At 48.5% G+C, this 12,307-nt stretch carries 15 protein-coding genes; 14 read left to right on the plus strand and 1 reads right to left on the minus strand.

Features of this window, described 5'->3' with window-relative positions:
* Nucleotides 1-62 precede the first annotated feature (62 nt).
* The 11 genes from MHI54_RS12030 (at nucleotide 63) to MHI54_RS12080 (ending at nucleotide 10,082) form a co-directional block, all read left to right on the plus strand.
* Nucleotides 63-989, plus strand: a complete 927-nt coding sequence (locus MHI54_RS12030) for an LD-carboxypeptidase (RefSeq protein WP_340081555.1) — start codon at nucleotides 63-65, stop codon at nucleotides 987-989.
* Nucleotides 986-2,077, plus strand: a complete 1,092-nt coding sequence (locus tag MHI54_RS12035) for a dipeptide epimerase (RefSeq protein WP_340081557.1) — start codon at nucleotides 986-988, stop codon at nucleotides 2,075-2,077. The genes MHI54_RS12030 and MHI54_RS12035 overlap by 4 nt, the downstream gene beginning before the upstream one ends.
* Nucleotide 2,078: 1 nt before the next feature.
* Nucleotides 2,079-2,966: a C40 family peptidase gene (locus MHI54_RS12040; protein ID WP_340081558.1), complete on the plus strand. Its 888-nt coding sequence runs from the start codon at nucleotides 2,079-2,081 to the stop codon at nucleotides 2,964-2,966.
* 100 nt (nucleotides 2,967-3,066) lie between these two features.
* The gene (gene spoIID, locus MHI54_RS12045; RefSeq protein ID WP_340081559.1) at nucleotides 3,067-4,104 is read left to right on the plus strand and encodes a stage II sporulation protein D; all 1,038 of its coding nucleotides are present in this window, start codon (nucleotides 3,067-3,069) and stop codon (nucleotides 4,102-4,104) included.
* 75 nt (nucleotides 4,105-4,179) lie between these two features.
* On the plus strand, nucleotides 4,180-5,097 hold the full coding sequence (locus MHI54_RS12050) for a M23 family metallopeptidase (RefSeq protein WP_340081560.1): 918 nt from the start codon (nucleotides 4,180-4,182) through the stop codon (nucleotides 5,095-5,097).
* Between the two features lie 228 nt (nucleotides 5,098-5,325).
* The gene (locus MHI54_RS12055; protein WP_095214159.1) at nucleotides 5,326-6,393 is read left to right on the plus strand and encodes an AimR family lysis-lysogeny pheromone receptor; all 1,068 of its coding nucleotides are present in this window, start codon (nucleotides 5,326-5,328) and stop codon (nucleotides 6,391-6,393) included.
* 213 nt (nucleotides 6,394-6,606) lie between these two features.
* A complete protein-coding gene (gene spoIIID, locus MHI54_RS12060; protein WP_038564118.1) occupies nucleotides 6,607-6,876 on the plus strand; it encodes a sporulation transcriptional regulator SpoIIID in 270 nt (89 codons plus the stop codon).
* Between the two features lie 179 nt (nucleotides 6,877-7,055).
* Entirely contained in the window at nucleotides 7,056-8,057 is a 1,002-nt protein-coding gene (locus MHI54_RS12065; protein ID WP_095214158.1) for a rod shape-determining protein, read from the plus strand.
* A gap of 111 nt (nucleotides 8,058-8,168) precedes the next feature.
* Nucleotides 8,169-8,987: a flagellar hook-basal body protein gene (locus MHI54_RS12070; protein ID WP_340081562.1), complete on the plus strand. Its 819-nt coding sequence runs from the start codon at nucleotides 8,169-8,171 to the stop codon at nucleotides 8,985-8,987.
* A 12-nt stretch (nucleotides 8,988-8,999) separates the two neighbouring features.
* Nucleotides 9,000-9,797, plus strand: coding sequence for a flagellar hook-basal body protein (locus tag MHI54_RS12075; RefSeq protein WP_340081563.1), 798 nt, complete (start codon nucleotides 9,000-9,002; stop codon nucleotides 9,795-9,797).
* Nucleotides 9,798-9,818: 21 nt separating this feature from the next.
* Nucleotides 9,819-10,082 carry a DNA-directed RNA polymerase subunit beta gene (locus MHI54_RS12080; protein ID WP_095214155.1) on the plus strand — a complete coding sequence of 88 codons (264 nt, stop codon included), beginning with the start codon at nucleotides 9,819-9,821 and terminating at the stop codon, nucleotides 10,080-10,082.
* A 36-nt stretch (nucleotides 10,083-10,118) separates the two neighbouring features.
* Here the strand turns inward: MHI54_RS12080 and MHI54_RS12085 are convergent, their stop codons facing one another.
* Nucleotides 10,119-10,277 (minus strand): lmo0937 family membrane protein, encoded by a 159-nt coding sequence (locus tag MHI54_RS12085; protein WP_198946004.1) that lies wholly within the window; start codon nucleotides 10,275-10,277, stop codon nucleotides 10,119-10,121.
* Between the two features lie 122 nt (nucleotides 10,278-10,399).
* Here MHI54_RS12085 and fabZ point away from each other — a divergent pair, with 122 nt between their 5' ends.
* The 3 genes from fabZ to MHI54_RS12100 all read left to right on the plus strand — a co-directional run bounded on the left by fabZ (nucleotide 10,400) and on the right by MHI54_RS12100 (nucleotide 12,136).
* Entirely contained in the window at nucleotides 10,400-10,822 is a 423-nt protein-coding gene (gene fabZ, locus MHI54_RS12090; RefSeq protein ID WP_095214154.1) for a 3-hydroxyacyl-ACP dehydratase FabZ, read from the plus strand.
* 114 nt (nucleotides 10,823-10,936) lie between these two features.
* Nucleotides 10,937-11,422, plus strand: coding sequence for a competence protein ComK (locus tag MHI54_RS12095; protein WP_095214153.1), 486 nt, complete (start codon nucleotides 10,937-10,939; stop codon nucleotides 11,420-11,422).
* Nucleotides 11,423-11,509: 87 nt separating this feature from the next.
* The gene (locus MHI54_RS12100) at nucleotides 11,510-12,136 is read left to right on the plus strand and encodes a hypothetical protein (RefSeq protein ID WP_095214152.1); all 627 of its coding nucleotides are present in this window, start codon (nucleotides 11,510-11,512) and stop codon (nucleotides 12,134-12,136) included.
* Nucleotides 12,137-12,307 lie beyond the last annotated feature (171 nt).

Below are 12,307 nucleotides of genomic sequence, written 5' to 3' on the forward strand. Positions count from 1 at the left end.
AAGAAGTGGTGAAAGCCACTTCTTTTCCGGCTTCCGGACCATACATATAACAAGAGGAGGAGATGAGCGTGAAGCCGCCTGTATGGAAAAAAGGGGATACAATCGGGATTGCAGCTCCGGCAGGTCCGATTAAAAGAGAAGAGCTTGTGCGAGGCATCAAGATTGTGGAATCATTGGGTGTCCATGTGAAGCTGGGAAGGCACGTCCATGATAAGTATGGCTATCTTGCCGGTACCGATGCCGAAAGAGCCGCCGATTTGAATGACATGTTCCATGATGACGAAATAAAAGGGATCATATGTGCCCGAGGCGGCTATGGTTCCGGACGGATAGTCGAACTACTCGATTACGAAGTCATCAGACAAAAGCCGAAGGTGCTGCTCGGATACAGTGATATAACGTATTTACATACTGCGATACGGCAACGGACAGGGCTGATCACCTTTCACGGTCCCATGGTGGCTTCCGACATGGGGGAGTCCGGCTTTGCCAAACTGAGCTATGATCTGCTGCAGCAGTTCTTCATACCGCAGGAAATCGTCTATACGACCGCTATTTCCCGGCTGGAGGTCATCGTGCACGGCAAGGCCAGCGGACCCTTGGTGGGAGGCAACTTATCTTTGGTGACGAGCACGCTGGGTACACCAGATGAAATTGATACGAAAGGCAAGCTGCTGCTATTGGAGGATGTCGATGAACAGCCGTATCGGATCGATAGTATGCTGAATCAGCTGAAGCAGGCAGGCAAGCTTCGGCAGGCTGCAGGTGTCGTTATCGGGGATTTCACCAATTGCGACGCGAAAGATCCCGAAACGTCGCTGTCCTTCGACCAAGTACTGGTTGATTATTTCGCTGATTTGAATGTACCGATCATGAAGGGCTTTTGCATCGGCCACTGCAATCCGAATATTACGATCCCGCTTGGGACGGAGGCGACGATGGACACCGAGACGAAAACATTGCGTGTACAGGCAGGAGTGAGCGCATGAAGATTGCCCGGATAGATGTGTTTCAGTCAGCTGTGCCGTTAAAGAAAGCCTTCAAGACCGCGCTTCGAACAGTGACGGTTGCAGAATCCGTTGTGGTGAAAGTGACGACAGATGATGGTTTGATCGGCTGGGGGGAGGCTCCGCCGACACATGTCATAACCGGGGACAGCCTGGCGAGCATTCGATATGCCGTGAAGGCTGTCATAGAGCCGGCCATCCTTGGCATGTCGCTGCTGGAAAGGGATATGCTGCTCAAAAAGCTCCAGCAGTGTCTTATAGGCAATACGAGCGCCAAGGCAGCAGTGGATATGGCCTTGCATGATTGTATCGCACAGCATGCCGGATTGCCTTTATATCAATTCCTCGGCGGAGCCAGGGATACCTTGGAGACAGACTATACTGTCAGCGTCAATAGTCCCGAGGAAATGGCGGCTGATGCAGCAGCATTCGTAGAAGATGGCTTCCATACCTTGAAAATAAAAGTCGGCAAGAATGACATCGATACGGATATGAAACGGCTCCTTGCAGTCCGGGAGGCAGCCGGCTCCAATATCACGCTCCGGCTTGATGCAAACCAGGGCTGGGATACAAAGACAGCCATCCGCGCCATCAGCAGGATGGAGGACCTGGGATTGGATATCGAGCTTGTGGAGCAGCCTGTGGCAGCTGCCGACTTGAAGGGGCTGCAGTATGTGACAGCCAATGTCCAAACACCGATCATGGCAGATGAAAGCTTATTTTCCCCGCAGGATGCCCTGAAGATTTTGGAAATGCGGGCGGCGGACTTGCTGAATATCAAATTGATGAAAGCAGGCGGCATTCAGCAAGCATTGGACATAGCCCGCATTGCCGGGAGCCATGGTGTGGAATGCATGATGGGATGTATGATCGAATCCCGGATTGGTATCAGTGCAGCAGCGCATCTGGCAGCAAGCCAGACGCATATCACCCGTGTCGACTTCGATGCACCGCTCATGCTGCGGAATGATATCGTAACGGGAGGGGTCCGTTATGAAGGGGAAAGACTTATGCTGAATGCATCTCCCGGGCTTGGTATCCTGGCTGTGGATGCCTTGGAGGAAAAATGATATGAAAGAGCATATGATTGCTGTTTCCGTCGCGAATCTATGGACGCATCCCGGCTCGGCCAGGCAGGTGGATATGCCCATTGCCGGTAATCCAGCCGATCCAGCGCGCTGGGTGCATGAGCTGTCGCACGCTGACCGCTTGGAGCTCCATGAGAACGATTTGCTTCAGTCCCAAGTGCTATTCGGGACAACGGTATGGGAAGTGGGGAAAAAGGATGACTGGATCAAGGTTGTGGTTCCCTCCCAGTCCACGCCGAAAGAAATAAATGGCTATCCTGGATGGATTCCGGCCCGGCAGCTAGCGGCCCCTCTTCCGAAGACCGATCGCATGATCGAAGTAAGGGCAAAGCAGGGCACGCTTATCCTTGATGAGACTGGGGAAGGAATTCCGCTCAGTTACCTGACAAGACTTCCATTGGCACATGAATCAGGGACTGCCTTCTCGGTCCTGACACCGCTCGGCCCGGGGAGGATTTCCAAGTCTGAAAGCAGCTTCTGTGCCAAGCGGCAGGAGAGCGGATCGGAACTGATCGCCTATGCAGAACAATTCATCGGCTTGGACTATCTATGGGGCGGCATGAGCAGCTGGGGCTATGACTGTTCCGGCTTTGCTTATAATATGCATCTGGCCGGCGGATACACCATTCCAAGGGATGCCAGAGCACAGGCTCTGGAGGGAAAGCCGATAGCTTTGAATCAGGCAGAGCCAGGTGATTTGCTGTTTTTTGCATATGAAGCAGGGAAAGGGAGCATCCATCATGTCGGCTTCTATCATGGAAACGGAAAAATGCTGCATGCACCGAAAACAGGGAAACAAATCGAAATACTCGATTTGGCTGATACGGTTTACGAAACCGAGCTTTGTGCCATCAGGAGATATTGGAACTGATAGAGTGCCCGCGGCACTCTATTTTTTTTGGACAGATGTTCTAGCAAACCATGGAGGAAACATAGAGTAAAGAGTAGACCAGCTGATAAGGAGGTCCTCTATGCTCAAGAAGAAGCCAAGCAAAAAACGACGCATCAAGTCCCACATAGTCATCAGTATGCTGATTGTCTGTTTATTCGCTGTCATCGTGGCGCTCCCGACATTGATTGTAGTACCATTTATAGACCCCGGCGGAATGGAGAGGACGGCAACAGCGATGGAACAGGAAAAAGAAGTCAAGGAAACAGCTAATGTAGCGGTGGAAGTCAGCCGCACAGCAAGCAATACAGTCGAGACGGTCCCGCTCGAGACATACGTGACACGTGTGGTCGCATCCGAGATGCCGGCCGAATTCGAGCTGGAGGCACTGAAAGCACAAGCCGTCGCGGCCCGGACATATGTGGTGCGTTATATGGAAGATCATCAGGAAGAAAACCCGGAAGCGATCGAGGTATCCGATACCACAAGCGACCAAGTATACAAGAATGAAGACGAGCTTCGCCAATCATGGGGAAAGGACTATGAGGAGAAAATGGCCAAATTGACGGAAGCCGTGCAAGGAACCAGCGGGGAAATCATCACTTACGACGGGGAACCGATTACACCTTCTTTTTTCTCCACCAGCAATGGATTTACGGAAAATGCAGAAGACTATTGGGATAATCCGCTGCCTTATCTGAAATCAGTCGAAAGCCCATGGGATAAGCAGTCGCCGAAATTCGCAGACCAGAAAGTGATCGGAATTGCCGAAGCGGAAAAGCTTCTTGGAGTGGAAATCGATCCGAACAAACCGCCAGGCGAGCTGAAGCGAAACGATAGTCAGCGGGTAGCCGAGGTGGAAATTGGCGGCAAGCAGTTCACGGGCAGGGAAATCCGGGAGAAGCTGGGACTCAAATCGACAGATTTCACCTTATCCCTCAAAGATGATCATCTTATTTTCCGGACGAAGGGATATGGCCATGGAGTCGGCATGAGTCAATATGGTGCCAATGGCATGGCTGCCGAAGGGAAATCGTACAAAGAGATCCTGACATACTATTATACGGATACAAAGATTGATAAACTGCCCGCAGAAGGCGCAAAGCTGGTGTCGAAATAAGGTTGGGAAAATTTTCTGGAAGAAATGTATAGGAATCTATCTTTGTGACCACAATGGTTGCAGAGGTGATGATCTATGAAGGAAAAAAATAGCGTTTCAAAATCCAAATGGAAACGTCTTTTCCGTAAAAAATGGTTTTTCCCAGCATTGTATCTTGGTATTTCCGCTTTGCTATTAACCGCGGTATTGTGGTATCAGAGCGGTACGAACGAGCCTGAGCAGGCAGAAGATGATAAAGGTATCTTCGATTCTCTTGATTTCAATGGAGATGAAGAGGCTACGCCTGTAGCAGAACAGGACGAGGTTGTGAAGGCTCCTGTAGCAGAAGATGCAGAAGCAACAGTCGTAACTAAATTCTATGATCACAAAGCCGACAGCGAATCCCAAGAGAATGCACTCGTACTCTACGACAACAAATACTATCAAAGCACCGGAGTGGATTACGCTGCAGCAGATGGCGGAACTTTCGATGTCCTGGCAGCTTTGAGCGGTACAGTGACGGAAGTGAAAGAAGATGCCTTGCATGGGAATGTTGTCCAGCTGGAGCATAGCAATGGCGTTACGACGTATTATTCCAGTCTGGAAGATGTGAAAGTGGAAGTTGGTCAAGAAGTGAAGCAAGGCGATGTCCTGGCGACAGCAGGCCAAAGTCTGTTCGCGAAGGATAAAGCGACACATCTTCACTTCGAAGTTCGCAATGGAGACACAGCAGTAAACCCCGAGAGCTTCTTCAACCAGCCGGTAAGCAAGCTCCAGGAAGCGAAGGCAGAAACAGAAGCAGTGCAGGAAGAAGCAGCTGATACATCCAGCCAGAAGGAGCAAGAGGAGACGGAAGCACCGGCAGACGACGGTGCGGATGCCAATGCAGACCCAGCGGATGAAGCAGGTGATTCGGAAGAAACACCAGATGCATCCGATGAAGAAAAATCTCCTGAACAGGATGAGCAGCCAGAGGACGATGCAACTTCTTCTTCCTCCCAAGCTCAGACTTGAGCCAAAAAACACTCCGGGACCGGAGTGTTTTTTTATTTTTCGTTAGGTATAAAGCAGCCCACCGATATGAGCAGGAAATTCAGGAATTTGTCGAACGAATCCATCCTGAAACCGCTTGAAATAATCTGAAAAGATGGAATAATGAAATGGTGCCAAGCACAAGGTGAAAGTCTAAGTCAAGTGATACCATGGAGGTAAGATTGGGAAATGTGAGAGGAGAAAGGAACGTTGAATCGATCAAGTTTGCGTAAGGAAGCAACTGACTTGGGCAAGCTCTCGGCTGCAACAAGCCGGATGACTGATCTTTGGTCTTTCATTCAACTAGTGGAGACAAGTCATGACGTAAAGCAGATTACAGACCTGGCTGCAAGTTTCTGTATACAATCCGGATCAGCAGAAGTCATGCTTGCAGCGATGGATTTCCTGGGTATGAATTACTATGAGGAAGAGCTTCAGCTTATGATCGAAAGGAATAAGCATTGCCTGCATCAGCGAAACAGATCATATGCCCGTTTATATGAACTGATCATTCAATATCAGGCGTATAAGCTGCCGGGTGATGAATTTGAAAAGCAGATCAGCCGCCATCAAGCTGATTTTCCCGAAGCAAGGGCCTTGATTCTGATCGGCAGGATCTACCAGCATTTTCACTGCCACGATTATCATGCCATCGGCTACTATTTGGACGAATTGCAGGAAACGATCCTCCACATCAAAGACTATTTCCTGCGGATGATGATGACTGTCCGGATGGACAAGCTTTTGTTCCAGTATCATTGGAAGCGGAACGAATTGATCCTAGCCAGGAAACATAGCCGAAATATCCTCCATCATACATATCTACCAGGTCAGCGTGCCGTGCAGCATTACAAGATGGGATTGACCTTTCTTTTTGATGACAAGATAGCAAGCTTCTCCCATCTGGCAGAAGGAAGCAAGCTGGCAAAGCAGTACCATATCTCGTGTCTTGCCCAATTGCTCGACAGGCAAGTCCTGCCGATAGTGGCTGCTCATTTCGGCATTCCGCACGCGTATCTGACGGATGATCCGCATGCCCTCGCTTATATCGAATTCCAGCTTGGACAGATCGATAATGCAAGAAAGCGCTATCCCAAGTGGAAGCCTGAAAAACAGACTGCATTCTATAAATACTTCTATGGACTGATCCACCAAAATAAGGATTACCTGGTAGCATCCTATCACCTGTTCATCCGCCGACACAAAGACTTCTATTTTTCCCGTTTACCTATGTATGCCATCCAAAAAATCGATAACGACAGACCCTCCACGATGTAGGAGGGTCTTTTTTATGGAATAAAACCAAGGTACAGGTAATAAGATGATACAAACCAAAGCAAGTGTTTGAAGGGAACGAGTGTGAAGCGCTCAACGCCACAGATGTCCAAACAGCTATGACTTGCCAAAGAAAAGTACATATCCGGATTACTTCATCGCTTCTCATCTTGTCTCATGAACATCAAGAACCGTCAACTTAAGGAGGCATGGGCTGTGCATGATTATATCAAGGAGCGCACGGTGCGCATAGGCAAGCACATTGTGGAGACGAAAAAGACAGTACGCGTCATTGCAAAGGAATTCGGTGTATCCAAGAGTACCGTGCATAAGGACCTGACAGAAAGACTGCCGGAAATCAATCCTGATTTGGCCAATGAAGTGAAGGAAATCCTCGATTATCACAAAGCGATTCGTCATCTGAGGGGCGGCGAAGCGACCAAACTGAAGTATAAATTGGAAACCAATACCGACGCTCCGGCCTGAAACACGACTTTCATCCTGTAAAGATAGGACCATTCCTTTTCCAATATTCCTACTTTTATCCTTCTTTTCTTTCACAAATTGCTACTATTCTCCATGTTTTGTGCTAAACTATAAAATAAGTAGCATTATGTTCTCGAACGGATGCGACAAAGTTCTATCTTTACAGGGAGGATCTGAGGATATTGGCACGAGATATAGGAATTGACCTCGGTACGGCAAACGTACTAATACATGTAAAAGGAAAAGGAATCGTTCTGAATGAACCATCCGTTGTCGCGATGGATAGAAATACAGGGAATGTACTGGAAGTAGGGGAAGAAGCACGACGCATGGTAGGCAGAACACCTGGCAATATTGAAGCGATTCGTCCGCTTAAGGATGGCGTAATTGCTGATTTTGATGTGACAGAAGCGATGCTTCGCTATTTCATCAACAAGATCAATGTAAAAGGTTTTCTATCCAAACCGCGCATGCTGATTTGCTGCCCGACGAACATCACGAAAGTCGAACAAAAAGCAATCAAGGAAGCAGCAGAGAAATCAGGCGGTAAGAAGGTGTATTTAGAAGAAGAACCAAAAATAGCTGCAATCGGGGCAGGGATGGATATCTTCCAGCCAAGCGGCAATATGGTAGTCGATATCGGCGGCGGTACGACGGATGTCGCAGTTCTGTCCATGGGGGACATCGTGACTGCACAATCCATCCGTATGGCCGGGGATAAGTTCGATGCAGAGATCCTGCAGTATATCAAACGCAAATACAAGCTATTGATCGGGGAGCGCACAGCCGAGAATATCAAGATCGAGATCGCGACCGTCTTCCAAGGAGCGCGTCAGGAATCGATCGATATCCGCGGCCGGGATATGGTAAGCGGTCTTCCGCGCACCATCACTGTCCATTCGGAAGAAATCGAAGAAGCATTGCGTGAATCGGTTGCCTTGATTGTACAAGCGGCACGCACGGTACTGGAGCAGACTCCTCCAGAGCTGTCCGCGGATATCATCGATCGCGGTATCATCCTGACTGGCGGCGGCGCGATGCTGCACGGTATCGACCAGCTGCTGGCAGAGCAGCTGAAGGTTCCTGTCTTCATTGCCGAAGATCCGATGGATTGTGTGGCAAAAGGCACTGGCATCATGCTTGAAAATATCGACAAACTAGAGAAACGCAAAGTAGTTTGAGAAATTGACCTCTTCTGTATGCAGAAGAGGTTCAATTCGTTTAGGAATCTGCCGATATAAGTAATGGAAACCAATATTTTTGGCAATCAGACTACTTAGGAGGATCACACATTGCTGAAAGGATTATATACTGCTGCATCCGGTATGCTCGCCCAGCAGCGCAAGCAGGAAGTACTGTCCAATAACTTAGCCAATGCGAATACGAATGGATACAAGGCAGATCAAGGCCAGCTTCGGGCCTTTCCCGAAATGCTTTTGAAAGCGACGGAGAGCAAGCCGGCATCGGTCGATGATTCCCGCTACATTTCCGTTTCGAGGGAAATCGGGAGCATCAATTCAGGTGTGTATGTACAAGAGACGATCCCGAATTTCGTGCAGGGGGATTTGCGTGAAACAGGCATCAGTACGGATACGGCATTGGTGGATGGTGCATATCCGGATGAGAATGGCTCCGTCTTCTTCAACCTCCAAACCGCGGATGGGGAAGCCTACACCCGAAATGGCAGCTTTACGATCGATGCGGAAGGTTTCCTGACAAATGATCAAGGCAGCTACATATTGGATGCCGATGGAAACCCGATCCAGACGAACGATCAGACGTACACGATGACAGCTGATGGCACGATGCAATTCGCCGATGGCAGAAACATCCAGCTCGGATTGACTTACGTACAGGATGCAAATCTGCTGGACAAGCAGGGAGAGAATGTATATACCGCAAGTGAAGAAGCGCAGGCAGAAGATGCCAGGGCGACGGCCGGGGTTGCATACAACATCGTCCAAGGTGCCGTAGAGGGTTCCAATGTCGATATGGAGCAGACGATGACCGATATGATGCAGGCATATCGAACATTCGAGATGAACCAGAAGGTCATGACGGCTTATGATGAGAGTCTTGGAAAAGCAGTCAATGAAGTAGGGAAGCTGTAAAGGAGGAGCAAGATGAGCAGAATGATGACACAGGCTGCGGTAACGATGGGACAGCTGCAGCAGCGATTGGATTTGATCGCGAATAATATGGCAAATTCGAGTACAGCAGGGTATAAAGCGCAAACCTCCAATTTCTCTTCCTTGCTTTATCAGCAGCTGGACAATCCGCCGAATGATGAGGCGAACACGGATAACAGGAGCACAAGTGACGGCATCCGCATCGGCTCGGGAGCCTATATGAGCAGTACGAATCCGCTCATGACGAAAGGGACGATCCAGACGACAGATCGCAATCTCGATGCCGCATTGGTGAATGACAATCAATTTTTCACCATCACTGGACAAGACGGACAGCAGCGCTACACGCGTGCCGGGAATTTCTATCTTCAGCCGCAGCAGGACGGGACAGTGGCGCTGACAACAGCTGATGGAGACTTTGTCAACGGTGCCGATGGTCCTATTGCATTACAGCCTGATTTTGATAGTATTACAATCAATGACAGCGGAGAAATCGTTGTTGGCCGTAATGGCCAGACTGCTGTGGAAGCGAATCTTGAGATCATGGCAATCGATAATCCGCGCGTGCTGACCAGAACCGGCGATACGGCCTTTGAGCTGAATGATCCGGCACTTGCACGGGGATTGGCTCCGGATGAAGTCGAACTGCAGGCAGGCAGCCTGGAGGGCTCGAATGTCGATCTAAGTGAACAAATGACTGCAATGGTCAATACACAGCGCGCCTATCAATTCAATGCCCGTTCGATTTCCATGAGTGATCAGATGAGCAGTCTCATCAACCAGATAAGATAATTAGTAAGGAGCCAGAACGTTATGCCGAGTAATGCATCCAAACTCCAGACAAAGGAACAATATGAGAAGAAAAACCAGGCAGAAGGAGAGAAGGCGCCGAAGAAACAGCGGAGAAGGCTGTTCCCGATTTGGCTTCGCTTGCTGGTGGTGCCGATCATCCTCGTCATCTTCCTGCTGCTTGGCATGCTGTTTGGGTATGGAGTACTTGGAGATGGCAATGCACTGGACGTCCTCAAACGAGATACATGGACACACATCTATGATTTGATCAACGAGAAGTCCTGAAAAAGGCTTGCTCCCGATTGCGGGGCAAGCCTTTTTTTATGTCCTGCCCCTGCTTTTCCTGATCGCATAAATGACAAACAGGATGGCAGCGATGACGAGGAAGATATGGATGATACCTCCGAGAATATTGAAAATGACACCAATGAGCCAGAACGCGACTACGATGATGCCGATCCATAATAAAAGATTCAGCATTTGACCTACCTCCCAGCACTTTTATGGAACCATACCCCAACCTGGAAACACATGAAACATACAAGCTTCATTTTTGGTATAATACGTTAGGAAAGACAACCATTCAGGAGGCTCACCATATTATGTATGATGTACAACAAATCAAAGAAATAATCCCGCATCGCTATCCATTTTTGCTGGTGGATCAAATAACGGAAATCGAAGAAGGGAAACGTGCTGTCGGAAAGAAGAACGTGACGATCAATGAACCATTCTTCCAAGGGCATTTCCCTGATTATCCGGTAATGCCGGGAGTATTGATCATCGAAGCCCTTGCACAGACAGGTGCGTTTGCGATGCTGATGAAAGAAGAGAACAAAGGGAAGATCGGTTTTCTTGCCGGTGTCGACAAATGCCGCTTCAAACGCCAAGTAAAACCAGGTGATACATTGAAACTGGAAGTGGAAATCATCCGCCTGAAGGGACCGGTCGGCAAAGGAAAAGCGACTGCAACCGTTGATGGGGAGCTTGCTTGCGAAGCAGAAATCACATTTGCCATCAAATGAGGGAACGAAGCATACTGCTTCGTTCTTTTTTACTATTTTTTACATCTACTTTACATATTGGAAGACCGGTTTATAGTAATATAGTCTTGTAAGCCAATATTGGAGGGGGAAATCATGCAAATAGAAAAAAGGGATCAGTATATCATCAATCGCAATACCATAGCTGTCCTTCATCTGAATGATCCAATCTATCAAGCTCGTGTCCTCGAAGCCGATAAAGAAATTTGGGTGGAACAATCACCTCTTGCCATCATCGATCATAGCTGTATGCAATATGGCTCTTCCTATGAAGGCAGGGTGCATGCAATCGGCAGGCTGCTGCGGACAGATAAGAAGGTGCCTATCCCTGTGCATCCTGCTCATGGTGTTTTTATGCTTCCGACTTCCTCACCTACGAATTCCCATTGCGTCTGGCTGTCTTTCTATCACATACAATCCTACAAAGAAACAAAAAGCCGCACCCGAGTCAGCTTCTATAATGGTACCGTTTTGTTCACGGAAACATCGGAGCGCTCCTTCGACCAGCAATATAAACGGACGGGCACTGTCATTGCGCTGCTGAACAATGAGCACTTCTTCATAGGACAGTCACTTTCCTGAATGATCAATCGCTTCTTCTGCCGAAGCTGTTATGTTATCATGTAAACTATCATAATGAGCTTGAAAGTGGAGGAGGACACCTGTCTTATGCGCACCACATACACTGGAACAGACCTGATGGAGCAGCTGCTGCTTCAGCAGGATGAGCTTTTTGCATCAATCAGACGGGAGGATATTGCCCTCGATGCATTTTTAAGGCGGGAAGCAAGGCGGCCTGAACATCATCCGGTATTCCGCTATGTATTGAGACATTACATAGGCTTGGTCAATCCGAATTTAACCGAGGAATTCGAACAGACCTTTTTCCATCTGTTTCAAGAAGCTGCACGTCAGCCGGACAAGCGCAGCATTGTCGGTTTGACAGCAGCATTATTCGAAGTGAAGAATCGCCGGGGCAACCCTTCGATGCAATTTCCGCAAGTGACCCATATGCTGCATTTATTGAATGTCCATTATCCGATATATGATCCGGCAGTTACCGCGTTCCTCGGTATGCCGTCAGCTAATCATCTCAGCGGATTCGATAAAAAGATGGCTCGTTACATCGAGCAATACAAGCAGCTTTTCGAATGCTGCCAGTCCATCCTGCATGACAGCCGTTTCCAGGCATTGGCATCGGCATTCGACGAATATTTCCAGGAGCCCGGATATGAGGCGCCAAGCGATGCGAAGAAGCTGGATCTGCTGATACAGGCACTCTGCCGGACAAGCTGAGCACTTACAACGGTAAGTGCTTTTTTTTGTGGGAAAAATAAGGACTTGATGGATAGAGTTTGTAATCATATTTCATCCAGTTTGTGTTGTCATTACAGTTCTGTTAAAGCTATTGCGATATGGAAGGCTGAGGGTATATAAAGAAGAAAAGACGGATATGATTTCTTAAAA

This window comes from Terribacillus sp. FSL K6-0262 (genome assembly GCF_037977385.1).
Taxonomy (GTDB): Bacteria; Bacillota; Bacilli; order Bacillales; family Amphibacillaceae; genus Terribacillus.